20 protein-coding genes are annotated in these 23194 nt (G+C 62.8%); 9 read left to right on the forward strand and 11 right to left on the reverse strand.

Features of this window, described 5'->3' with window-relative positions:
* Genes leuD through VLU25_13780 form a run of 5 tightly spaced genes read left to right on the forward strand, consistent with a single transcriptional unit; the run spans position 1 to position 3977 of the window.
* Positions 1-621 (forward strand): 3-isopropylmalate dehydratase small subunit, encoded by a 621-nt coding sequence (leuD, locus tag VLU25_13760; protein HSR68998.1) that lies wholly within the window; start codon positions 1-3, stop codon positions 619-621.
* 47 nt (positions 622-668) lie between these two features.
* Positions 669-1484, forward strand: a complete 816-nt coding sequence (locus VLU25_13765) for a prolyl oligopeptidase family serine peptidase (GenBank protein ID HSR68999.1) — start codon at positions 669-671, stop codon at positions 1482-1484.
* 19 nt (positions 1485-1503) lie between these two features.
* Entirely contained in the window at positions 1504-3342 is a 1839-nt protein-coding gene (locus VLU25_13770; protein HSR69000.1) for a carbamoyltransferase, read from the forward strand.
* A 14-nt stretch (positions 3343-3356) separates the two neighbouring features.
* Positions 3357-3767 (forward strand): SxtJ family membrane protein, encoded by a 411-nt coding sequence (locus VLU25_13775; GenBank protein ID HSR69001.1) that lies wholly within the window; start codon positions 3357-3359, stop codon positions 3765-3767.
* Between the two features lie 9 nt (positions 3768-3776).
* Positions 3777-3977 (forward strand): DUF5989 family protein, encoded by a 201-nt coding sequence (locus tag VLU25_13780; GenBank protein HSR69002.1) that lies wholly within the window; start codon positions 3777-3779, stop codon positions 3975-3977.
* 883 nt (positions 3978-4860) lie between these two features.
* On the opposite strand, the gene VLU25_13785 is transcribed toward VLU25_13780, so the two are convergent.
* From VLU25_13785 to VLU25_13830, 10 genes are all read right to left on the reverse strand, one after another.
* Complete coding sequence (locus VLU25_13785) at positions 4861-5442, reverse strand: hypothetical protein (protein HSR69003.1); 582 nt, start codon at positions 5440-5442, stop codon at positions 4861-4863.
* Positions 5439-6881 carry a tetratricopeptide repeat protein gene (locus VLU25_13790; protein ID HSR69004.1) on the reverse strand — a complete coding sequence of 481 codons (1443 nt, stop codon included), beginning with the start codon at positions 6879-6881 and terminating at the stop codon, positions 5439-5441. Before VLU25_13790 ends, VLU25_13785 begins: the two co-directional genes overlap by 4 nt.
* A 62-nt stretch (positions 6882-6943) precedes the next feature.
* Positions 6944-7432, reverse strand: coding sequence for a hypothetical protein (locus VLU25_13795; protein HSR69005.1), 489 nt, complete (start codon positions 7430-7432; stop codon positions 6944-6946).
* Positions 7433-7445: 13 nt separating this feature from the next.
* Positions 7446-10631, reverse strand: a complete 3186-nt coding sequence (locus VLU25_13800) for an efflux RND transporter permease subunit (GenBank protein HSR69006.1) — start codon at positions 10629-10631, stop codon at positions 7446-7448.
* A gap of 1 nt (position 10632) precedes the next feature.
* Complete coding sequence (locus tag VLU25_13805; GenBank protein HSR69007.1) at positions 10633-11781, reverse strand: efflux RND transporter periplasmic adaptor subunit; 1149 nt, start codon at positions 11779-11781, stop codon at positions 10633-10635.
* Between the two features lie 178 nt (positions 11782-11959).
* Positions 11960-13627, reverse strand: a complete 1668-nt coding sequence (locus tag VLU25_13810) for an amidohydrolase (protein HSR69008.1) — start codon at positions 13625-13627, stop codon at positions 11960-11962.
* A gap of 18 nt (positions 13628-13645) precedes the next feature.
* Positions 13646-14269, reverse strand: coding sequence for a sigma-70 family RNA polymerase sigma factor (locus VLU25_13815; GenBank protein ID HSR69009.1), 624 nt, complete (start codon positions 14267-14269; stop codon positions 13646-13648).
* A 55-nt stretch (positions 14270-14324) separates the two neighbouring features.
* Positions 14325-14663 carry a transcriptional regulator gene (locus VLU25_13820; protein HSR69010.1) on the reverse strand — a complete coding sequence of 113 codons (339 nt, stop codon included), beginning with the start codon at positions 14661-14663 and terminating at the stop codon, positions 14325-14327.
* A complete protein-coding gene (locus VLU25_13825) occupies positions 14647-15237 on the reverse strand; it encodes a hypothetical protein (GenBank protein HSR69011.1) in 591 nt (196 codons plus the stop codon). The genes VLU25_13820 and VLU25_13825 overlap by 17 nt, the downstream gene beginning before the upstream one ends.
* A 239-nt stretch (positions 15238-15476) precedes the next feature.
* Positions 15477-16652, reverse strand: a complete 1176-nt coding sequence (locus VLU25_13830) for a hypothetical protein (protein HSR69012.1) — start codon at positions 16650-16652, stop codon at positions 15477-15479.
* 90 nt (positions 16653-16742) lie between these two features.
* Here VLU25_13830 and VLU25_13835 point away from each other — a divergent pair, with 90 nt between their 5' ends.
* Entirely contained in the window at positions 16743-17486 is a 744-nt protein-coding gene (locus VLU25_13835; protein HSR69013.1) for a DUF4159 domain-containing protein, read from the forward strand.
* Positions 17487-17552: 66 nt separating this feature from the next.
* Here the strand turns inward: VLU25_13835 and VLU25_13840 are convergent, their stop codons facing one another.
* Complete coding sequence (locus VLU25_13840) at positions 17553-17984, reverse strand: hypothetical protein (GenBank protein ID HSR69014.1); 432 nt, start codon at positions 17982-17984, stop codon at positions 17553-17555.
* A 148-nt stretch (positions 17985-18132) separates the two neighbouring features.
* Between VLU25_13840 and VLU25_13845 the strand changes: the two genes are divergently transcribed.
* The 3 genes from VLU25_13845 to VLU25_13855 are packed head-to-tail and all read left to right on the forward strand — an operon-like array spanning position 18133 to position 22446.
* Positions 18133-19776: an amidohydrolase family protein gene (locus tag VLU25_13845; protein HSR69015.1), complete on the forward strand. Its 1644-nt coding sequence runs from the start codon at positions 18133-18135 to the stop codon at positions 19774-19776.
* 28 nt (positions 19777-19804) lie between these two features.
* Positions 19805-21181, forward strand: coding sequence for an amidohydrolase family protein (locus tag VLU25_13850; protein HSR69016.1), 1377 nt, complete (start codon positions 19805-19807; stop codon positions 21179-21181).
* Positions 21178-22446 carry an amidohydrolase family protein gene (locus VLU25_13855; GenBank protein ID HSR69017.1) on the forward strand — a complete coding sequence of 423 codons (1269 nt, stop codon included), beginning with the start codon at positions 21178-21180 and terminating at the stop codon, positions 22444-22446. Before VLU25_13850 ends, VLU25_13855 begins: the two co-directional genes overlap by 4 nt.
* The last annotated feature ends 748 nt before the right edge of the window (positions 22447-23194 follow it).

The raw sequence follows: 23194 nt of genomic DNA on the forward strand, positions 1-23194 counted from the left end.
ATGCAAGCCTTCACCCGTTACACCGCTCAAGTGGCGCCCCTCGACCGCATTAACGTCGACACCGACCAGATCATCCCCAAGCAGTTCCTCAAGCGCATTGAGCGCACCGGCTTCGGGCGGTTTCTTTTCTACGACTGGCGCTTTGACGAAGATGACCGTCCGCGGCCCGACTTCGTCCTCAACAAGCCCTTCTACAAGGACGCCGGCATCCTGCTGGCCCGTGCCAACTTCGGCTGCGGATCCTCGCGCGAGCACGCCCCCTGGTCGCTGGGCGACTATGGATTCCGCGTCATCGTGGCCCCTTCCTTCGCTGACATCTTCTACAACAACTGCTTCAAGAACGGCATGCTGCCGGTGGTTCTGGAGGAAGAGCAGATCGAGCGGCTCTTCGAAAAGACCCGCAGTCACGAAGAGCGGGCCGATGCGGCCTCCGACGGCCATCGGGGCTATCGTCTCACCGTCGACCTGGAGAAGTGCCTGGTCAGCGATGAGGAAGGCCTGCAGTGGAGCTTCGAGGTCGATCCTTTCCGCCGCCAGTGTCTGTTGGAAGGCTTGGACGATATCGCCCTGACCTTGCAGCACGAAGACAAGATATCCGCCTATGAAGCGGCTCGGGAATGAGCTGAGGAACCGGAGACAAATTGGATTTTTTTTCGTATGGTAGGGGCATGCGCCGACGACCCACGCTCAGCAGCGGCCGCCTGAGGACGCTGATCACTTCTCTCCTCTTGACCCTGGGAAGCGCCGCTTGCCTGCAAGCTTCCGACGCGGTCTTCAAGGTCCGCACCGTCGAGGTGGAGGGCGAGGACTATTCCTACCGGGTCTTCGTCCCCGCCGATTGGACGGCGGAGCGGGAATGGCCGGTCATTCTCTTCCTGCACGGAGCCGGTGAGCGCGGAACCGACAACGCCGGCCAACTGACGGTGGGCTTGGGCCCTGTCATCCATCGCCACAAGGACGATTTCCCGGCGGTGGTCGTTCTGCCCCAGTGCCCGCGGGCGCGCGGGTCCTGGTGGGGCGCTCCCGACATGGAAGCCCGCGTCCTGGCGGCGCTGGATCAAACCATGGACGAGTTCAACGGCGATCCGCGGCGCGTCTATCTGACCGGACTCTCGATGGGCGGCTATGGGACCTGGGCCCTGGCCTACAGGCACCCTCAGCGCTTCGCCGCCCTGGCGCCCGTGTGCGGAGGCGTCAAGCCTCCCGGCTTCATGACCCCTCCCCAATGGCATCCCTCGGCCGTGGCGCCTGAAGATCCCTATGCCGAGACGGCACGGGTCATCAGCGGTTTGCCGGTGTGGATCTTTCACGGCGCCGCCGACCCCGTGGTCCCGGCTTCCGAGTCGCGCCTCATGCACGAGGCCTTGCAGTCCTCGGGAGGCGAGGTGCGCTACAGCGAATATCCAGGGGTCGGACACAATTCCTGGGACCAGGCTTACGGCGAGGAAGAGTTCCTCGGCTGGTTGCTGTCGAAGAAACGCTGAGGTTGGTATCATCGCCCGGATGACGGCGATTTTGGGCATATCGGCTTTCTATCATGACTCGGCGGCCGCACTGGTAGTGGACGGCGAGATCGTGGCCGCGGCTCAAGAAGAGCGCTTTTCCCGCATCAAGCACGACCATGAGTTTCCACAGCAAGCCGTCGATTACTGCCTGAGGGAAGCGGGGCTGAAGGCCTCGCAACTCGATTTGGTGGGCTTCTACGACAAGCCCTTGCTCAAGTTCGACCGCCTGCTTGAAACTTACCTGGCCTATGCCCCGCGCGGTTTCCGTTCTTTTCTCAAGGCCATGCCGCTGTGGCTGCGTCAGAAGCTGCATCTGCCGCGGGAGATGAACCGGGCTCTCAACAAGGCCTATAAGCGGCGCTATGTCTTCGTACGCCATCATGAATCGCACGCCGCCAGCGCCTTCTTCCCTTCGCCCTTCGAGGAAGCCGCTCTTCTGACGCTGGACGGCGTGGGCGAGTGGTCGACCGCCGCGCTGGGGGTGGGAGAGGGCAACCGCATCCGCCTCACCCACGAACTGCGCTTCCCCCATTCGCTGGGGCTGCTCTATTCGGCCTTCACCTACTACTGCGGATTCCGCGTCAACTCGGGCGAATACAAGTTGATGGGCCTGGCTCCCTACGGAGAACCCGTCTACCAGGACCTGATTCGCGACAGGCTGATGCAGCTCAAGGAGGACGGTTCCTTCCGCCTGGACATGTCCTACTTCAACTACTGCCAGGGATTGACCATGACCTCCGAGAAGCTGCACCGCCTTTTCGGAGGGCCTCCCCGCAAGCCCGAATCGTCTCTCACTCAACGCGAGATGGACGTGGCGGCCTCCATTCAGAAGGTGACGGAGGAAGTCGTTCTGCGCGCCGGGCGGCATGTCCATCGGCTGACCGGCAAGAAGCACCTGTGCATGGCCGGGGGGGTGGCCCTCAACTGCGTGGCCAACGGACGGCTGCTGCGCGAAGGGCCCTTCCAGAGCATCTGGATCCAGCCGGCGGCCGGAGACGCCGGAGGCGCCCTGGGGACCGCCCTCTTCATCTGGAACCAGTTGATGGATCAGCCCCGCCGGCCGGGCTGTCCCGACAGCCAGAAAGCCTCCCTGCTGGGGCCCGAGTTCAGCGAAGAAGAGATCTCAAGCGCCCTCCAATCCCGCCAGGCCGTCTATCACCGCTGCTCCTCCCAGGAGGAACTGTGCGGCCGCGTGGCCGATCTGCTGGAGCAGGAGAAGGTGGTGGGATGGATGCAGGGACGCATGGAATTCGGGCCCCGCGCCCTGGGTTCCCGCAGCATCCTGGGCGACGCCCGCAGCCGACGCATGCAGTCGGTCATGAACCGCAAAATCAAGTTCCGCGAGTCTTTCAGGCCCTTCGCTCCCATCGTCTTGCAGGAGAGGGCCTCTGAATACTTCGCCCTGGGGCCCGATCAGGACAGTCCTTACATGCTTCTGGTGGCTCCGGTGAGTGAAAAGATGCGCCTGCCAGTTGAGCGGGAGGACGCCTCCAGGCAGGGTCTGGAGAAGCTGGCAGTGACGCGTTCGCGCATTCCCGCCGTCACCCACGTCGACTACTCGGCCCGCGTCCAGACCGTCGATTCGCAGCGCAACCCCCTGCTCTACCGGCTCATGAAGCGGTTCGAGGAAAAGACCGGCTGTCCCGTGCTCATCAACACCAGCTTCAACGTGCGGGGCGAGCCCATCGTGTGCACGCCCCAGCAGGCCTATCACTGTTTTCGGGCCACCGACATGGACGCGCTGGCCATAGGGCCTTTCCTGCTCCTCAAAGAGGAACAGAAACCCGACCCCGAACTCGACCGGCGGGCTTACCTGGAGCAGTTCGAACTCGACTGAAGGAAGCGATGCCCATGATTCAGATCAACCGTCAGCCCTCGCCCCGCGAGCTGCGCCAATTCGGACTCATCTGGACGGTTTTCTTCAGCGGAGCTGCGGCCCTGTACGGATATCGGAGCGGCGACTGGGAAACGGCCTTATGGCTGGGGGGCGCGGCCGTGGTTATGGCAGCGGCGGGGTTTCTGGTCCTGGGTTGGATGCGGATGCTTTACCTGGGATTGAGTTATGCCGCTTTTCCCATCGGTTGGGTGATCTCACATGCCCTGCTGGCAATCATATATTATCTGGTAGTGACGCCCATCGGGCTGCTGATGCGGCTGCTGGGGCGCGATCCCATGCAGCGGCGCTTTGAAGAAGACCAGACCAGCTACTGGAGCGAGCAGGAGCCGTCCTTGCCCTCCGAGCGTTATTTTCGCCAGTTTTGAGAAAAGGTCATGAGCGACAAGACACCCCGCGAAGACTTCACCTCTCAGGCCGAGGGCTCCCAAGGCAACATCGCCGCCGAGTTTACGGCCTTCCTGATGGACAATAAGAAGTGGTGGCTGACCCCCATCATTCTGGTTCTGCTCTTGGCGGGACTGGTGGTGATCCTGGGCGGATCGGCAGCCGCTCCCTTCATCTACACGCTCTTCTGAGATCGCTACCGAGTGCAGTCGTCAGAAGTTTCGAGCCATCCTGTTGCGTTATCTCACGCTTTCAGCGTTCGGACCTTTGCCGTCTGAAACCCAGGGTGGCGCCGCCGTCTCGCTGGCGCTCGCCGGGGCTGACCCTGGGCTAGCGAATCGCTCCCCTTCAGGGAGCCCGGACTTGACTTCTAACATGGTCGCTGGGCTAACGAATGGCTTCCCTTTTCAGGGAGCCCGGACTTGACTTCTAACACGGTCGCTGGGCTAACGAATGGCTCCCCTTTTCAGGGCGCCCGGACTTGACTTCTAACACGGTCGCTGGGCTAACGAATGGCTTCCCTTTTCAGGGCGCCCGGACTTGACTTCTAACATGGTCGCTGGGCTAACGAATGGCTTCCCTTTTCAGGGAGCCCGGACTTGGCTTCTAACATGGTCGCTGGGCTAACGAATGGCTCCCCTTCAGGGCGCCCGGACTGGGCTCTCAACACACTCGCTGCCTGCCCTCCGAAGCCTTGCCTTGCCCTTCGTAGCCTTGGCGCAGGAGGGGCGCAGGAGGGGGCTAACGAATGGGTCCCTTGCAGGGACAAGGAAGGGAGCCCCAGTCTGCCACAGGGGGCAGCGAGATGTTGAAGGACAAGTCCGGGCTCGCTGAAAGCGAGCGATTCGCCAGCCCAGGGTGGGACCCGCCGCAAGCGAAGCGGCGCAAGGGGCAGAACCCTGGGTCTTCGAAGCTCAGCTATCCACGCTGAAAGTGTGGGATAAACTTAGATATCGCCCTGCCTCAGAACCATGGGATCCATCGCACCAGGGCCACTGGGTGGCCAACAAGTTCACACACGTGTCAAGCTCCAGCGACCGCGGTTAAGGCCTGATTGCTCTCGGCGGCTGCTCGCTAGTGGTTTCGCCGGGTGGAGCCGCGGGGAGGCGGCGGATTGGGGCTTCTGCTGGGATCCCGCTTGGCGCTGCCGCGCGCTCCCATGGGCGGAGGCGGAGTACGGGTGACTCCCCGTCCCCGACTTGCGGGAGTGCCGATTCCCGGCCTGCTGTCGGGAGTCGCCAGAGGGTTGCTGCGGCCTGTTGCCGAAGTCGGATTCCGGCCTGACGGAGCCACCGAACCGGGACCTGGCTGGCCTCCCTGAGCGCCGCCGGAAGGGCGGTAGGGAGAGGCGGCGTCGCTGCCTCCGGGAACAACACCGCCAGGGGCAACACCAGCGGGCGCAAGGTCTGCCCCCGATTCTTCCCGGGCGGCCGGAACGGCTCTTCGCGGAGTCGCCGCTCCCTGCCCCGAGGCAGGCGTGAGCCCCCGGCTTCCGCCCGGAAGAGCCTGGCCCGGATCGCCTTGTCCCACACGGGCGGAAGCGGCCGGAACTTGCAAGCGCTGGGGCTGGGACAGAAAGGTTTCAGTCGCCACCCACAAGCAGAAAGCAACGGCGGCCGCCATGAGGATGATGTTGATCTGATTGATGTACTTCACAATGCGTCCTCGGGACCGGCGAGCAGGCGGTCAAGCCCCTCGGCGGCCCGTCTGTTATTCGAATTCAGTTGCAACGCCCGACGATAGTGCCCAAGAGCCTCCTCGACCCGTCCCTGCACCTCGGCGCAATATCCCAGGGCGGAATGGTTGAGGTCGTCGAGCGGCTCCATGTGCAGGGCCCGGCGGAAATGCATCTCCGCTTCAGCCGCCGCTCCCCTGCGAGCCAGGGCTGAACCTAAATTGTAATGGACTCTCATCTGCTGCGGGGAACGCAGCACCGCTTCCCTGTAAAGAGCGACGTCGTCCTGCCACAAAAGGTTGCGTTCGCTGACCGCCCATCCGGACCAGATCAGCAGCGCCGCCAGGGCCGAGGCGCTCCACATGGCTGAGCCGGGACGAGTGAGAGAGAGGCGCTGCAATCCCCAGCAGAGAGCGGCGGCTCCTCCGGCCAGGGCCAAGTAGGCGCGGCTCTCGTTGATGAGGTCGGCGTTGGGAATGAGCATGGACGGAGCCAGCCAGGCCAGCAGCCAGGCCAGGGCCAGAGCGGGCAGCGTCCAGCGCCCGTCGCGCCGCCTCCAGAGCGCGACCAGGAAGACGGTTGCGGCCGCCAGCAAGGCAGCGCCCGCCAGCCATCCCGTCAGGACCGGCTGAAAATGGTGTTCGATGGTCAGTTGCGAGGGCCACAGCATCAGCCGCAGGTACTCGGCCAGCGCAGCCGGCTGCGCCATCCAGAATGCCCAGGGGCTGTCATGGTTCCAAGCCACCTCGGGGGGCGAATAGAAGACCAGCGAGAATCCGAAGAGGGCCACATTGGCTCCTGCCTGCACCAGCCAGGGCCGGCGTGCGCGTCTCTCGGTCAGGAGCAGAAAGGGCAGCAGCACGATGGCGTCCATGCGGCTCCACAGCGCCATCTGCCAGGCCGCCATGGCGGCCCAGCGGCTGCGTCCGGCCAGCAGCAGGGCAGCCAGGGAAAAGACCGTCATCAGCAGCATGGAGCGCGACCAGATGTAATTGACCGGTTGAGTCTGCAAGGGGTGAAGCGCGAAGAGAGCGGCGGCCGCCCAGGCCCAAGGCTTGCTCAGCAAGCGGTCTCCTGCCCCCGGAGCCGGGGGGTTCCCGTTCTCGGGCCTGTTGCCCTCCGGCCCTTGCCAGCGGCGTGTCAGCAGCAGGAAGAGCCCCAATGCGGCCAACACGTGAAGCAGCAGGCTGACGGCATGGTATCCGGGCACCCAGTCGCCCCACAGGGCGTAGTTGAGGTGGAGCGTCCACAAGGTCAGCGGGCGGCCGCCGTAATGGTCGAGAAAAGATGCGTAACGGAAGGACCCTTCGGTCAGGTCGGGGTTGTTGAGGAACCAGGCGTAGTCGTCGAAATGGAACTCTCCCGGAAAGGAGTTGGCATAGGCCAATCCCACCAGCGCCGCCAGGGCCGCCATGTACATCCACCGCTTCACACTTAGTAGGATGCCAAAGCGCCCGGAAAGTCGAGAAGCGTTTTGCGACACTATTCGGCGGCTTCAGGAAAGTATCCGCACTCCAGCATTTCCGACCCGTAGTAGGGGTTGCGGATGGCGCCCTCTTTCTGCAGCCAGCGGGCGCCCTGGTTGTCGTTGGCCATGGGGCAAAAGGCCACCTTGTAGTTGCCTAACTCGCCGCCTTGCTCGATGACTTTGTCGGAGAGGGTGATGAAAGTCTGACGCAGTTCGCTCAGTTGGGAAGCCTGGGCGGCCTGAGCCGCCAGTTCGGCGATTTCGCCCTGGGTGATCTCGGCCAACCCCGATGCCGCCTCCTTGGCTTGGTCCAACTGGTCGGCGGCCAACGCTTGCTGAATCTCGGCATAATGGGCCACCAGCGGAGAGGGCCGGACGCTCTCCGTCTTTTCAGCGCCTGCCGTGGATCCGTCCCCGGGCCCGGCTGTCTGGGACGCTTCGTTTGCGCCGCCGCAGGCCGCTGCTAATGCCAAAATCGCTATCAAAACGCAAAATTTATTCATTATCTAGTTTCCCCTATCTATTTCTACGATCAGTCTTATACGTTAACACAGCTTCGGGAGTTTCCTGTTGACCGCCTGCCCCGCCTCGGGAACCGGCCCGTTTGGGGGAGCGCCTGCGGTAGACCGCCGGGCGCCTTCCTCCGCTGAAGAGACGGCGCACGTCGTCCAGCGCGATGTAGAGGGGAGGCATAACCAGCAGGATGAGGAAAGTCGCCAGGCCCAGGCCCCACACCACCGTGGCCGCCAGAGGCACCCAGGTGACCGATTTTCCGCCCACGCCCAAAGCCATGGGCAGGAGTCCGAAGATGGTGGTCACGGTGGTCAGAAAGATTGGACGCAAGCGCCGTTTGGCGCCAGTCAGCACGGCCCTGAAGCGCGAGGCGCCTCGCGCTCGGGCGCTATTGACGAAAGCGATGAGCACGATGGAGTCGTTGACCGCCACTCCGGCCAGGGCCACCATCCCGAACATGATGTTGATGCTGAAGGGATAGTCGTTGACGAGGAGGCAAAGCATGGCTCCGGCGAAGGCGAAGGGGATGGCGAACATGATCAGCAACGGCTGCAGATAGGAATGAAACTGGGCCGCCAAGATCAGGTACATGAAAATCAAACCCACCAGGAAGAGCCGGGTTACGTCGTTGAAGGTCTCCTGGAACTCCTGGAATTCGCCTCTGAAGTCGAGCCGGTAGCCGGGGAACTCCTGTCCGATGTCCAGGAAGTGCTCTTTGAGCCGGTTGTTGACGGCTACCGCGTTGGTGATCTCGGGGTCGACGTCGGCGCTGACGGTGATGGCCCGTTCACCTTCGAAGCGTTGGACGTCGGCCCATCCTCGTTCGATGCTGAAGGAGGCGACGTTGTCGAAAGGCACCAGTCCGCCGGACGGGGTGGGGATGCGCAGGTTGTCGAGGTCTTGAATCTCGCTCCGGTACTGGGGCTGAAACTTGACCACCACGTCCAGTTCTTCGTCGCCGTCCCGGTAGATGGTGGCGGGGATGCCGTCGAAGGCGTACTTGATCTGACGGGCCACGTCGCTGACGTCGATGCCCAGGGTATGGGCGCGGCTCTCGTCGATGCGCACCCGCACCTCGTTTTTGCCCTTCTCGAAATCGTCCTGCACGGTGTGCACGCCGGGGAGGGAGCGCAAGTAGTCCTTGAGGCGGGCGGCGATGACCTGAAGGTCCTCGAAATAGCGTCCCTTGACTTTGACCTCCACCGGATTGCCCACGGGAGGGCCGGTGGCCGGTGCTTTGATCTCGAGCCTGCGGTAACCGACGATGTGACTGCTGCTGCTGCGCAAGTCGTCAACGATCTCGGAGATTTCCCGGCTGCGGTCTTGCTGCTCCGTCAGGTTGACCAGCACCTGAGCCACGTCTTTGCCCGTCAGGCGGGCTGTATCGCTGTCCAGCACGCCGATCTGAGTGACCACGTTGCGCAACTCGTCCTGGGGGAGCTGCATGGCGATCTGCTCGAACTGGCGCACGACTTCGTCGGTGGCCTCGATGCGCGATCCCTCGGGCATCCAGACGCGGATGAAGATGGTGGGGAGCTCATCGTCCTCGTAGAGGTCGACTCCGACCAGCGGAATGACCGCCGCCGAACTGGCCAGCAACAAAAGAATCACGGGCAGGAAGAGCCAGCGCCGGCGCAGCACGGGCGACATCATGCGCCGGTAGGCGGCGGCCGTGCGGCGTATGCTGCGGTTGAGGGCGGAGTGGTGGCGGTGGGGATCGGAGCGTCCCAGGTCGGCCACGTGAGAGGGCAGAATGACCAGCGATTCGAAGAGCGAAGCGGCCAGGGCCATGCACACCACCACCGGGATCACCCGCATGAACTCGCCCACCGTCCCCGGCAGAAGCATGAGGGGCAGGAAAGCGGCCACGGTGGTGAGCGAAGAGGAGAAAACCGGCCACATCACCTCTTCGGCTCCCTTCTTGGCGGCCTCCAGCGGCGCCAGCCCCCGGTTCAGGTAGCGGGAGATGTTCTCGACCACTACAATGGCGTCGTCCACCACCATTCCAAGAACCAGCACCAGGGCGAAGAGCGACGATTCATTGAGGGACTCGCCGTAGAGCTCGATGAAGACGAAGGTGAGCAGAAAGGTTATGGGGATGCCCCAGAAGACCAGCATGGCGTTGCGCCAGCCCAGAAATCCCAGCAGCAGAACCAGTACCAGCAGTCCGCCGAAGGCTCCGTTGGACACCAGGCGCTGGATGGCGCTGCGGATGCGGGGCGAGGTGTCGCCCACTACCGAGACCTCGACTCCGGGGGGCAAGGCGGCTGTCTTATCGCGGGCGATCTGTTGAAACAGCTCCACCAGTTCCAGGGTATTGCCCGAAGGCGCCTTGTAGACGTTGAGGGAGATGGAGGGCTGTCCGTTGAGACGCGAGAGTGTGCGGGCCTCTTCGAAGGTGTCGCGCACCTCGGCCACGTCGCCCAGACGAACGTGGTTGCCCACCTCGTCCTCTTTGATGACCACCTCGGCAATGTCGTCCAGGCTCTTGAATTCCTCCAGCGAACGCACCATGTACTCGAAGTTGCCCAAGGCGATGTTGCCGCTGGGCAAGCTGACGTTCTGGCGGGCCAGAGCGGCCGCCACCTGCTCCAGCGTCAGGTTGTGGCGGTAGAGGCGGTAGGGGTCGACCTCCACCCACACTTCCCGTTCGCGGTCTCCGGCCAGGGCCACATCGTCGATTCCCCTCAGCCCTTCCACCTCGTCCTGAAGTTCTTCGGCGATCTCCTTGAGGCGTTTTTCGGGCAGGGGACCCGACACGGCCAGGGTAGCCATGGGCAGCCAAGTGGACGATTCAAGCGAGAAGAAGAGGGGGTCTTCGGCCTCGTCGGGCAGATCGACCTTGTCGACTTCCTGACGCAAGTCCTGATAGAGGCGGCGGAACTCGTCCTCGGTGATCTGTTCGAAGACCACGCTGATCTGGGCCTGTCCCTCGGTCGAGGTGGAGAGATAGAGGTCGATCTTGTCGACGTCCTTGATCTCGTCTTCGATGGGCTTGGTGATCAGCTTCTCCACCTCTTCCGGCGAGGCTCCGGGATAGACCACCGAGACGATGACGCGGTTGAGGCGGATCTGGGGGAAGAGCTCGCGCGGCAAGGTCAGCAGGGAAAACGTCCCCATGGCCACGATGAGGATCATGATGACGTTGACCAGGACCGAGTTCTTGACCGAAAAGCCGGGCACGGACATGCTAGCGCTCCTCCCCTGCGGCCACGGCGGACGCCCCTCCTTGCCGGCCCTGGTTCAGGAATTGGAGGGGAGCGCCTTGGGTAAGGTTGCTGCTGCCGCGGGTTACCACCAGGTCGCTTTCCTGCAGGGGTCCTTCCACCACGGCCTCGGAACCCAGCCGGGCGATCACATCGACCGGGATACGCCGGGCCGTCCCTTGGCGGGCCGCGAAGACATAGTTGCGACCTTCTTCGTCGAGCAGCGCGTCCAGAGGGATGATCAAAGCTTGCCGGAAGGTCTGGGCCGGCACCTGGATGCGGGCCACCATTCCCGAACGCAGCACATGGCCGCGGTTGGGAACCCGGATCTCGGCCCTGAAGGCGCCGCTTTGGGGATTGACGACTGAATCGATGCGGTGGATGGCGCCCCGGAAGGTCCGTCCGGGCAAAGCGTCGAAGACCATCTCGACCGAGGTTCCCTGTGTGACCGTGTAGAGGTCGTATTCGGGAATCTCGGTGACGACTTCGATGGGATCGTATTGAATCAAGGTCAGCAGCGGACTGGCGGGCAGAATGTTCTCGCCCAGCGAGACCTGACGCTGGGAAACCTGTCCGGAAACCGGAGAGCGGATGGAGGTGTCCTCCAACTCGTCCTCGATCATGCTCACCCGCAGCCGCGCCAGGCGCAATGCGTTGGCGGCCAGTTGGGCGGTTTGCTGCAAGGCGTCGAGGTCTTCCTGCGACATGGCTCCCCGCTCCACCAGGGTCTTGCCGCGTTGCAGATTCTTTTCGGCGAACTCCAGTTCCAGGCGGGCCTTTTCCACCTCGGCCTTGCCGGTGTCGAGTTGCAGGAGGCGGCGCTGGCGGTCCAGCTCCAGCAGGATCTGACCCTCTTCCACCCAGTCGCCTTCGTCCACATGCAGGGCCGTCACCTTGCCTGAGATCTCAGCGCTGACGGAAAAGGAATCCCACAGGTGCGCGGTGCCCGTCAGCCGCAGAAAGCGGCGGGCGTCTCGGCGTTCGACGGGGGCCACTTCCACCGGCAGAGGCGAACGCTCCGGCGCAGCTTCCTGGGCCGCCGCCCGTTGGGAGTCGTCGTCGGAGCTTGGAGCTTCCGGCAGGCCGTCGGATCCGGAGCAGGCCGCCGCCAACGCCAGGAGAATTATCCACATCTTCCTCATCAGATCCTCAAACTCCGCAATCGCCCCCCGGCGTTCTCCCTCAACAAAGCCCCGCTAAGTGTACGACGAAACGGCTCTGCGGCGTGTTCCTCCGCAGAATGCGCGCGCCCCACCGCGCGGTCGAAGTCTCGATGGTGTTCGATCCTGAATATTCGAGGGGAGGAGCGACTTATTGCGCGCCCTCGTCGGCTGAAAAGACCACCTCTCCGCCCACCACGGTGCGCAGGATTTGCGCTTCGCGGATCTCGGCGGCCGGAATCGCGCTCAGGTCGCGGTCAATGACCACGAAGTCGGCCAGCTTGCCCTTCTCCAGAGTTCCCTTGAGGTCCTCTTGGAAGGAGGCGTAGGCGGCGTTGCGGGTATAGGCCTGAAGGGCCTGTTCCAGGCTGATCTTCTCTTCGGGCACCCATCCCTGGGGATTGGCTCCGTCCAGGGTGCGGCGGGTGAGGGCGGCGTAAATGCCTTCCAAGGGCGTGGGAGGCGCCACGAACCAATCGCTGCCGAAGGCGACGGTGGCGCCGCTTTCCACCAGGGAACGGAAGGCGTAGGTAGTGCGGATGCGCTCCGGCCCGATGACCTTTTCGGCCCAGCGCCCGTCGTCGATGGCGTGGTAGGGCTGCATGCTGGCGATAACGTCCTGGGCGGCAAAACGCTGGATGTCGTCAGGATGGATATGTTGGGCGTGCTCGATGCGGAAGCGGCGGTCACGCTCTCCGTTCTCTTCGGCGACCCGCTGGTAGATGTCGAGCAGTTCGCGTATGGCGCGGTCGCCGATGGCGTGGGTCATGACCTGCAACCCGGCGCCGTCGGCCGCGGAAATCCAGCGGTAGAGGTCGTCGAGTTCGTTGACCAGCAGTCCGCGGTCCTGGGGTGCGTCGCTGAAGGGCTCCAAGAATGCGGCGGTGTGGGAGCCCAGCGAGCCGTCCACGAACCCTTTCAGTCCGCCCACCCGAAGCCACTCGTCGCCCCTGCCGTAAGACTTCACCTGCTGTTTCAGGCGCTCCCAGCTATTCAGCGGAACGGCGGCGTAGATGCGGACCCTGAGCTGCCCTTGCCGGTGGGCTTCCCGAAAAGCCTCGAAATCATTCCAGGTGCCCATGTTGTGGACCGAGGTCACGCCCTGGCGGGCCACGTGACGTTGGGCAGCCTCCAGCGCCCGAGCCACCTGCTGGTGTGTGGGCTGGGGCACCGCCGCCTGTATGAGACCCATGGCGTTGTCTTTGAAAATCCCGGTGGGACGGCCCTGGCGGTCGCGCACGATGGTGCCGCCCTCCACCTCCTCGGTCCGGGCGTCGACGCCGGCCAGCTTCATGGCGGCGCTATTGGCCAGCACCATGTGTCCGTCCAGGCGGTTGAGCATGACGGGATTCCGGGGCGTGACCTGATCGATCCACCCGGCCTGGGGCAATTCGCCGCCCCAGCGCTCATGGTCCCAGTCGCCTCCCAGAATCCACTCGCCCTCTTCCAACTGGCCGGCGAAGGCCTCGATGCGGCGGACGAATTCCTGGCGGCTGGAGGCGTCCCGCAGTTGCACCGAAGCCAGATTGGCCCCGCCTTGCAGAAAGTGCACGTGGGAGTCGATGAAGCCCGGCGTCACCAGTCCACCCTGAGCCTCGATAACCTCCGTGCCCTCGCCCCCCAAGGCCTCGATGTCTGGGCGCGTCCCGACCGCCGCGATGCGGTCTCCCTTGACGGCCAGAGCCTCTGCCCAGGGCTGCTGGGGATTGCCCGTCCATATGCGCCCTCCCAGCACGATCAGATCGGCTTCTTGTGAAGAGGACGGAGAGGAGCAGGAGAGGAGAAAAAGACTCAGCAGCATCGCCAGGCTCGCTTTCATGCGCTCAGTATGGGCGATTCAAGCGGCGGAAGCAAAAGACCGCCCGGCAGCGCCATGCCGGCGGGCCGAGCGGCGGGCCGTTTCCCGCTTGAAGCAGCGGCGGGCCTGGTGAAGCCGCGACATCACCGTTCCGATGGGAATCCCCAGTTGCTGGGCGATTTCGGCGTAGGAAAAGCCCTGCAATTCACGCAGCAGGATAATGCGGCGATGGGGGGCCTTGAGCCGCGACATCACCTCTTCGATCTCTCTGCGGATGAGGCGCCGCTCGCCTTCCCGCAGCGAGCTTCCGTCGCTGAGCGTCTCCTGCACCAGCTCGGGGCCGTCGAACTTGCGCCGCCGCAGCAGGTCGATGGAAAGATTGCGCACGATGGAAAGCAGCCACGGTCCAAAGCGCCTTCCCCGATCGAAATGCTCCAGGTTCTGGAAAGCCTTGATGAAGGCCTCCTGCACCACATCGCGCGCATCTTCGCGGTTGCGGGTGTAAGTCAGAGCCAATCCCAGCGCCTGATCGCGGTAGCGGTCGAAAATGGGCCCGTAGGCCTCGTGGCGGCCCGCCAGAACTTCCTTGAGAAGACGGGCTTCCTGAAGCTGGGGAGCATGCTTGGCGTTTTTAGGTTTTGCTTGGGATGTCGTGGTCGTCATAGGGTGGCTCCAGAGAAGTCGGGTACGGTCATATTGAAATCCGAAGATCGGCTGATCACTCTTCCGCTCCTTCCGAGGGAGACCAATGGCGCGCTCCATTGCGCAGGTTCTCCAGCCGTTTCCAGTGAGCCTCGATCTCGCGTCGTCCCTCCTGGCTGAGGCTCACGAAAGTGGCCGGCTTTTTGCCCACGAAGGTCTTCTCGATATCCACCAGTTGGGATTGTTCAAGCTTGGTCAAATGAGCCGAGAGGTTGCCCTTGGTCAGTCCCGTCAAGCGCCTGAGAAAGAGAAAATCAGCCTTCTTGCAGGAACTCAAAGCCGTCAGAATGGCCAGGCGCGCCGGTTCGTGGACGATCTTGTTGAGGCCCGCGATCTCGTCAAAAGGCGTCGTCATCGCTTTCCTCTTGCGCCTCTTGGGCTGGAAACGTGCGGATCAGGAAGAGGTGGTCCAACACTCCCCCCACAATGTAGGCTCCCGCCAGCAAAAAGTCGCCGATGGTGCGTTCGACCCCGAAGATCTCGCGCGAACTCACCCAGCCGGTGGCCGGCAGCAGGCCAACCAAAAGGAAAAGAACAGCCATCAGTCCGTAATAGTGACGCTGCCCGGCCGAGTGCAGGTGGATGTAGAAAAAGAGCCCGGCTACCGCCAAAGACACCGTGCTGACCGGCATCGTGTAGTGGATCTCGAGCTGAACTCCGGCGCTGATGACCACCAGGCAGACCAGCGCGGCCACGCCGTCCTTGAGCAGGGCGCTGGTCTCGCGCCGCACCCGTCCCAAGCGTGATTCGTAATAGCGCCCGATCAGGTAGAAGAGCAGCACGGCCGTCGCCAGCGTGACGGAGACCACGAGCGTGTTGGTGAAGGCCTGGCCCAGCATGCCCTTGGCCAGAAAAAAGAGCCCGAAAGGCAGCAAGCGCAGTCCTTGCAGGTGGGTGTAGTTCTCCGTGACGTAGCGCAGGCGCTTCATGTCGGGCGCCGCTGACGGTGATCCGGTTTGCATGACAAACCAAAGAATACACCCCAAACAAGTTGGTGTCAAGAACTAGTTTGCAGTACAAACCGACGCCGCTAGCGCGCGGTGCTGCGAATCGGGTGTTGAGAGTCAAGTCTGGGCTCGCTGAAAGCGAGCGATTCGCTAGCACCCAGGGGGTCAGGAATCAACATGAAATCAACCCTGAAAGGGTGGAATAAACAGCGCGGGGTCTGCTATTCGCGGCTTTGGGTGCTGAGGGGGATATAGTCGCGGTTGACCAGATCCCAATAGCTCCGGTAGGGCTCGCGCCGGTGGTGGCGCAGGAAGGAACTTGCCGACTGCAGCAGGCAGGTTACGAAGTGTCCGGGACGGGCCTCGGCGTGGATGCCGGCGTTGCCGAAATGGGTGCGGATAAGGAAGCTGTTTTCGTCCACCGGCAGGGCCTCGAGGTTCTGGGCGAACTCGTCGAAGACTCCGTTGATGAAGAGGTAGAACTCGACGTTGGAGAGATAAAAGGCCGTCACTTTGAGGTCGTGCCGGCTCAGGTAGCTGCCCACGGCCTTGAGGGCATGAGGACCGCTGAAGTCACCCACCACCGGGATGATGCGGTTCTCGTCCTGCATCTTCTTGAGGAACCGGTAGTCCTCTTCCCGCTCCAGAAAATGCCCTCGCCGCCCTTCCAGATCAGAGGCCAGGATAAGCTGGCCGTAGGTGGGATAGAAGGAGCGGGGACGCCTGCCGTGGCTGGCGAAACGCAAACTCAATCCCTGCCTGGCGAAAGGCAGGCTGAGGCGCCGCAGCGCGCCCTTGTCGGCCTTTTCAACCAGCTTGGGAAAGCGGCTGCGCAGGGAATCGAAAATTGACTCCAACTGCTGCCGGTAAAACTCTTCGTCGGGGGGGAGGTGATGGAAGAAGCGGACTAAGGAGGCGGCGTCAGCCTCGCTCCCCGGTGGCCGGGAACGGGGCTCGAGCGGACGCGCCAGAGCATGGGAGAGAAACTCCACCCGGTTGGCCGAACGCCTGAACAGTTCCTTCCAGTAGAGATGAAAGAGCTGGTTATCCCGTCTCACGTCCAGGATGATCGCCGTATGGGGCCGCAGGTGGGCGATGTAGGTGAAGTTCTGTCCGGGGCCCACCCCCAGGTAGGCGCGTCCCTCGCCGGCGCCTCGGGGCAAGCCGGAGAGGGCGTGCTGGTAAGAGGTCTCGTTCGAGATCAGATTGTCGGTATCGAAGTAGCCGGGAGATTCGCTGAGCCGGCTCGAGACTTGCTGAAAGGCGTCGTCGTCGAGCGCTTGCGGGGCGGGCAGCGAAGCCTGGCAAGAGGCTGTGGCCGATCCTATCAAAAGCGCTGCAAGAAGCAGCCAGACGCGGTGGGAATGTGTTGGGCCGGAGGAGTCCAAAATGGTCACGACTTAGAATTATACAATGCCCTCCGAAACCTCCGGCACGCTTGCGCGGCCATCACGTATAATGGTTCCATCGACCGCAAACGATCAGGCATGAAAAGAACCGCGACGCTGCTCGTCTTACTGCTGTTGCCTTGGGCCTACGCCAGCGATACCTGGGATCGCAGCGAGCGCCAGGAGGCCAAGGAATTCACTTTCGCCCGCCTCATCTATTCGGGAGGAGGGTGGCGGCGCGGCGCTTCCTGGAGCGTCGACTTCCCCAAGGCCGACCGCCAATTCCTCTACGTGCTGCACAAACTGCACGACTTCACCTTCATCAACCCGCGCGAACGGGCCATCAGAGCCACCGACAAGGAACTCCTGCGGTACCCCTTTCTCTATGCCGTCGAGGTGGGGCACATGGAGCTGAGCCTGGAAGAGGCGGCAGCGCTTCGCGAGTACCTGCTGCGGGGAGGCTTCCTGGTGGTGGACGACTTTCACGGTCCCTGGGAGTGGCGCAACTTCTACCGCCAGATGAAGAAGGTGTTCCCCGAGTACGAGCCGCGAACCCTCACCGTCGACCATCCCATCTTCCACTGCTACTACAGCATCGACCGCCTGATACAGGTTCCGGGTCTGCAATATCTTTACAGCGGCAGCCTCTCTGAAAAGGGCGGAGTGGAGCCCCACTACATGGGCATCGAAGACGACAGCGGACGCCTGATGGTCATGATCAACCACAACGTCGACCTGGGCGATGCCTGGGAATGGGCCGAGGTGGACGAGTATCCCCGTCCCTTCGCCGAGATGGCCATCAAGCTGGGAACCAACTACATCATCTACGCCATGACGCACTAGCCTCGGAAGGCAACGGTCAACTCCCAGTCCTCCCAATCACCAACTCACAACTGCTCGCAAACGGCCTCAGAGGAAGGGCGGGGGCTGGAGCCACTCGATGTGCTTGTCGAGGGCCGAGAGGCCGAGGCAGGGCAGGGCGCTGTAGAGAGAGGCCCGCTCGTCGTCGGGAAGCTGGTAGCGATCGAAGAGCGCTTCGCATTCGTCGAAGGCGCGGTCGACCTTTTCCTCCGAGTAACCCTTGCGCAGCCGGTAGCGGCTCTCCGGCTGAGGCTGCAATACAACCTGGCCGCCGTCCGCAAAGGCGGGAACACTATCGGAAGGCGGCGGCGATCTCCAGCGGATGGTGCGGCTTCCCGCCACGTCGGCCAGGGCGATGACGGTGGCGGCTTGCAGCATGCGGTTCCGGTCGGCTGCTGAAACCTGGTAGTGGGGAAAAACCGTATCCACCACCTTGCGGGCGGTCTTCAGCGTGCGGGCTGTGAAACCAGCCGTACCCATCGCCCCTCCAACTCAGATTTGCGCCTCCATACATTCATTGCCAGCAGGCGGCGGCTGCTTTAAACTAACTGGCCTGTTCGCCCATTGCAAATGTCTGCCGAATCGGCACATTGGGGAGCGAATCCCTGGGGAGGAGGAGAGAAAATCCATGAAGACCATTTTGACCGTCTTGCCGGCCATGCTGCTGCTGGCAGCGCCTTTGGCCGCGCAGGACGTGGGCATGATGCCCGACTTGAAGCCGGGCGCCTACGCGCTCCAGGGCGCAACCGTACACACTGTTTCCGGCGATGTGCTTGAAAACGCCACCGTAGTCATCCGTGACGGGCTCATCGTATCCGTGGGGGACGGCTCAGATGTCCCCGCCGAGGCGCGAGCCATCGACTTGCAGGGCATGCACCTCTATCCCGGCTTGATCGACGCGCTGACCGAAAACGGTCTCAAGAGAGAGCGGAGAGAAGGGGGCGAATCGGGCCGCGGCAATAACGACGGTCCTGACAACCCCGAGGGTCCGGGGCTGTTCCCTCACCTGCAGGCGGCCGACCTGCTGGATGAGGAGATCGCTTCAAAGCTGTCGGCTTGGCGCGAAGCGGGCATTTTGGCTATCAACGTGGCCCCCGCCGATGGCATTTTCATGGGACAGACGGCAGTCGTCGCCCTCAACAGCTCCCACGACACCGACCGCATGATCGTGCGTTCTCCGGCGCTGATGCGGATGTCTTTTGAGGACATGCCTGGACGCACCTATCCGGCCTCCCTGATGGGGGTGATCGCTCACATCAACCAGACGCTGTTGGACGCCCGTCACTACCGGCAGGCCCACGGCATCTACGACGACAACCCCTCCGGCCTCAAGCGTCCCGAGACCGACCGGGCGTTGGAAGGGCTTCAGCCGCTGCTGGCCGGCGAGATGACGGCCGTCTTTCCCGCCCAACGGGCCCGCGAGATGCGCAGGGTGCTCAGAATCGCCCAGGATCACGGCATTCAGGTCATGATCGCGGGCGGATTCGAAGGGGCCCGCACGGCCCAGGAACTGGCCTCGGCCGGCGTCCCCGTCCTTTTCAGCCTGGACTTTCCGACCAAGCCCCGCGATCAGCATCCCGAGGCCGAGGAATCGCTTTCCACCATCCGCTACCGGGTAGAGGCCCCCATGGCCGCGGCTCGCTTGGTCGAAGCCGGGGTCAAGGTGGCTTTCTCCAGCGGTGGCTCGCGCACCCCTCGGGACTTCCACGAGGGATTGCGCAAAGTGGTCGAGAACGGCCTCTCCAAGGATGCCGCCCTGCGGGCAGCCACCCTGGGAGCCGCCGAGTTGCTGGGAGTGGACCGCCAGTTGGGAAGCATCGAAGCAGGCAAGATCGCCAACCTGGTGGTCTGCGACGGCGACCTCTTCGAGGAGGACACCCAGATCAAGCACGTGTTCGTTGACGGAGAAAAGTTCGACATCCCCTCCAAGCCCAAGGGGAAAGCGCCGGAGGGCGACGGCCAGCCGGTCGATTTCAGCGGACTCTGGGATGTCACCGTGATGGCTCCCGACGGCAACCAGCAGATCCAGTTCGATCTGCAGGCCTCTCAGGGAGTGCTGACCGGAAGCGTGAGTTCACCGGCCTTGGGCCAGGTCGAGATCTACGACGGCTCTTACCAGGGCAACGGGTTCAGCTTCAAGATCACGGTCGACCTGGGCATGGGACCCACCGAGATCACTTTGACGGGCACCGCCTCGGGCACCGAGTTGGTAGGCACCGCCGACGTGGCCGGCATGGGCGCCGCCCCCATCGAAGGCAGCAAGATTCCGTAGAAGAGACAGGGATAAGGAGATTAAGGACATGAGAAAGAGCATTTTCATCATCATACTGGCTCTCACGGCACTGCCGCTTCTGGGATCCGACATCGTCATCCGCGATGCCTCGATCATGACGATGGGCCCGCAGGGGACGATCGAAAGAGGGTCGGTCCTGATCCGCGACGGGAAAATCGCCGCCGTGGGGACCGACATCGAAGTGCCCGAGGGCGCTCGGGTCGTGGACGGCCAAGGCAAGTGGGTGACCCCCGGAATCATCGACTGCCATTCCCACATCGCCCTCGACTCCATCAACGAAGGCGGAACCAGCGTCTCATCGATGACGGGCACCGAGGACGTCATCGACCCCGACGACTTCGACATCTACCGCGATCTGGCGGGAGGGGTCACCACGGCCAACCTGCTTCACGGCAGCGCCAATCCCATCGGCGGCAAGAACCAGGTGGTCAAGATGCGCTGGGGCAAGACCGCGGAGGAACTGAAGTTCGAAGGGGCCAAGCCGGGCATCAAGTTCGCCCTTGGAGAAAACCCCAAGCGCCCCGGCATTCCCCTCTTCACCCGCGGACGCGACCGCCGTTACCCCTCCTCGCGCATGGGCGTTGAAGACGTCATCCGCGACGCCTTCAACCGCGCTCAGGCCTATCAGCAGGAGTGGGAGGAGTACGAGAGCAAGAAGGCCCAGGGAGTCAGTCCGCTGATTTCGCCGCGCCGCGACCTGCAGTTGGAACCCCTGGTGGAGATTCTCAAGGGAGAACGACTGGTGCATTCCCACTGCTACCGCGCCGATGAGATCCTCATGCTGATCAGGGTGGCGGAAGACTACGGCTTCACTATCGGCACCTTCCAGCACGTGTTGGAAGGCTACAAGGTGGCTGAAGAGATCGCCGCCCACGGCGCCGGCGCCTCCACCTTTTCAGACTGGTGGGCCTACAAGGTCGAGGCCTACGACGCCATCCCCTATAACGCCGCCATCATGCACAACAAGGGCGTGCTGGTGTCCATCAACTCCGACAGCGCCGAAGAGGCCCGCCACCTCAATCAGGAGGCCGCCAAGACCATGCGCTATGGAGGGTTGAGCGCCGAGGAGGCCTTGGCCACGGTGACCCTCAATCCAGCCAAGCAACTGCGAATCGACGACCGCGTGGGGTCGCTGGAAGAGGGCAAGGACGCCGACCTGGTGCTGTGGAACAACTTCCCGCTCAGCGTTTACGCGGTGGCCGAAGAGGTCTACATCGACGGAGAGCAATACTTCAGCCGTGAAATGGAAGCCCAGCGGCTGGCTCAGCTTGAAGAAGAAAAGCAGCGCCTTCTGAATCAGGACAAGTCCAAGAAAGGCGACAAGGAAGAGAAGGTTGAAGACGTCGACGTCATCACCGCCGCCAGGGAAGGAGGCCGTCGATGAGAAGCTTCAAATACCTCTCGGCCGTCCTTGTTGCGCTTCTATTGGTCGGTTGGGCAGCCGGCCAGTCCTATGTCATCGAGAACGCCCGAATCGTGACCGTCTCAGGTCCCGTGATCGAGCGGGGCGGTGTGGCCATCGAGAACGGCATGATCACCCAGGTGGGAGAGCGCGTGAGGCGTCCTCGGGGAGCGACCCGCATCGACGGCCGAGGATTGACCGTCTATCCGGGGCTCTTTAATTCCGACACCAACCTGGGATTGACCGAGATCGGCGCCGTGGCCGTCACCAACGACGATTCCGAGATGGGCGACTACTCGCCTCAATTGTTGGCTTGGACCGCCATCCACGTGGAAAGCGAGCACATTCCGGTGGCCCGTGTGGACGGCATCACCCACGCCGTCACGCGTCCCAGGGGAGGCGCCATCGCCGGACAGGGAGCAGTCATCCACCTGGACGGCTGGACCCAGGAAGACATGGAAGTCGACCGTCAGGGCGCCATGTACATCGAACTGCCCTCGGTGCTGCCTATTTCCTTCCGCCGCTTCGGAGGAGGCGGGAGCGCGGGTTCCTACAAAAAGGCGCAGGAGGAGTTCGACAAGAAGACGGCTGAACTGAAGGAACTCTTCGCCCGCGTCAAGCACTACTCCCAGCATCGCGAGCAGGTCGAGGTTCCCGACCGCCAACTGGAAGCCTTGATTCCCTTGGTGGAAGGCCGGCAGTTGGCCGTCATCGAGGCCCGCTCTCACGCCGACATCAAGAATGCCGTCACCTTCGCCGAAGAAACGGGGCTCAACTACGTCATCCTGGATGCCGATGATGCCTGGCGCATCACCGACTTCCTCAAAGAGCACGACGTACGGCTCATCCTGGGTCCGCGCCAGTCGATGCCGCGCCGTGAAGACGAGGGCAACGACAGCGTCTACGAGGCGCCCCGCATCCTGCAGGAGGCCGGCATCCGTTTCGCCATCGCCACGGGCGGGTCGTCCAGCGTTCGCACCCTGCCCTTCGAAGTGGGCAACTCGGTGGCTCATGGCTGGTCGCGCGATGACGCCCTGCGCAGCATCACCCTGACGCCCGCCGAATTCTTCGGCGTGGACGACCGTTTGGGATCCATCGAGGAAGGCAAGATCGCCAACCTGGTGGTGACCGATGGGGACATCTTCGAGTACCAGACCGAAATCAAGCACCTCTTCATCAAGGGCAAAGACATCCCCCTCGACTCCAAACACACCCGCCTCTACGACAAGTACAAGAAGGCCAGGTAAGCCACCCGCGCCGGGCGCGAAGTTGCCGAAGGTTCAACCCCTCCAACTCCGCGCCCGCCCGGCCTTGGTGGCGGTGGGTTGCCCGACGAGCCGCGCTTGTAAGATACCCCGCAGCTTCTCAGGAATGGGATTAGAAGCTCTGGTCATGGTCCCTTTCCGGTATGCAGCCGGCCAAGACTGTGAGGTGAGGCAAATCGACATAGCATACAAAAACTTGGATACGGAATGTCGAGGTATCGAAGTCCTACGGATTTGGGCTACGATAGTGGTTCCACAGGCTCGACTGGAAGATCCCGATCGTTCTTGATGACCTTGTCAACGTGGCGCGCAAGGATGCCCATCAGAATCTCTGTTAGTTTGCTCTTTGTTTTCCAACTAGCTTCTTCCTCAGAGATTCGCCGTTCAATTTCCGGCCAGAACTCTCACCCAATTCGCGAATGGTCCGCTGAGATTTTTCTTCACTGCGAGTATTCACTGATTAGCCTCTCTCAATGATGCGGCCAGTCTCTAATCTAAAGGTAGCGAGCGACCTCATACCGCCGAGGGCAATTGAGCCTTCGCCGCGGTCGCTGAAACTTGACCCGTGTGTGAACTTGTTGGCCACCTAGTGGCCCTAGTTCCTTCACAGGTTCGTCTCCAGGACAGTCGCTTTTAAGAACTCACTGCTCACTGCTCCTGGTCCTCCTCGCGGGACTTCACGGGGCAGAGGTGGAATGAAACAAGGTGGTTTTGAGCGGGGAGGGCTATT

Source organism: Acidobacteriota bacterium (assembly GCA_035471785.1).
Lineage (GTDB): Bacteria > Acidobacteriota > UBA6911 > RPQK01 > DATIPO01 > JANQFM01.

Bases quoted from the DNA above. Each gene is read 5' to 3' on its own strand.
- VLU25_13795 (HSR69005.1), bottom strand. From the start codon at position 7,432: ATGAATAAATTTTGCGTTTTGATAGCGATTTTGGCATTAGCAGCGGCC.
- VLU25_13835 (HSR69013.1), top strand. From the start codon at position 16,743: ATGAAAAGAACCGCGACGCTGCTCGTCTTACTGCTGTTGCCTTGGGCC.
- VLU25_13790 (HSR69004.1), bottom strand. From the start codon at position 6,881: ATGTACATGGCGGCCCTGGCGGCGCTGGTGGGATTGGCCTATGCCAAC.
- VLU25_13800 (HSR69006.1), bottom strand. From the start codon at position 10,631: ATGTCCGTGCCCGGCTTTTCGGTCAAGAACTCGGTCCTGGTCAACGTC.
- VLU25_13765 (HSR68999.1), top strand. From the start codon at position 669: ATGCGCCGACGACCCACGCTCAGCAGCGGCCGCCTGAGGACGCTGATC.
- VLU25_13820 (HSR69010.1), bottom strand. From the start codon at position 14,663: ATGACGACGCCTTTTGACGAGATCGCGGGCCTCAACAAGATCGTCCAC.
- VLU25_13845 (HSR69015.1), top strand. From the start codon at position 18,133: ATGAAGACCATTTTGACCGTCTTGCCGGCCATGCTGCTGCTGGCAGCG.
- VLU25_13840 (HSR69014.1), bottom strand. From the start codon at position 17,984: ATGGGTACGGCTGGTTTCACAGCCCGCACGCTGAAGACCGCCCGCAAG.
- VLU25_13775 (HSR69001.1), top strand. From the start codon at position 3,357: ATGATTCAGATCAACCGTCAGCCCTCGCCCCGCGAGCTGCGCCAATTC.
- VLU25_13850 (HSR69016.1), top strand. From the start codon at position 19,805: ATGAGAAAGAGCATTTTCATCATCATACTGGCTCTCACGGCACTGCCG.
- VLU25_13855 (HSR69017.1), top strand. From the start codon at position 21,178: ATGAGAAGCTTCAAATACCTCTCGGCCGTCCTTGTTGCGCTTCTATTG.
- VLU25_13810 (HSR69008.1), bottom strand. From the start codon at position 13,627: ATGAAAGCGAGCCTGGCGATGCTGCTGAGTCTTTTTCTCCTCTCCTGC.
- VLU25_13815 (HSR69009.1), bottom strand. From the start codon at position 14,269: ATGACGACCACGACATCCCAAGCAAAACCTAAAAACGCCAAGCATGCT.
- VLU25_13770 (HSR69000.1), top strand. From the start codon at position 1,504: ATGACGGCGATTTTGGGCATATCGGCTTTCTATCATGACTCGGCGGCC.
- leuD (HSR68998.1), top strand. From the start codon at position 1: ATGCAAGCCTTCACCCGTTACACCGCTCAAGTGGCGCCCCTCGACCGC.
- VLU25_13780 (HSR69002.1), top strand. From the start codon at position 3,777: ATGAGCGACAAGACACCCCGCGAAGACTTCACCTCTCAGGCCGAGGGC.
- VLU25_13825 (HSR69011.1), bottom strand. From the start codon at position 15,237: ATGAAGCGCCTGCGCTACGTCACGGAGAACTACACCCACCTGCAAGGA.
- VLU25_13805 (HSR69007.1), bottom strand. From the start codon at position 11,781: ATGTGGATAATTCTCCTGGCGTTGGCGGCGGCCTGCTCCGGATCCGAC.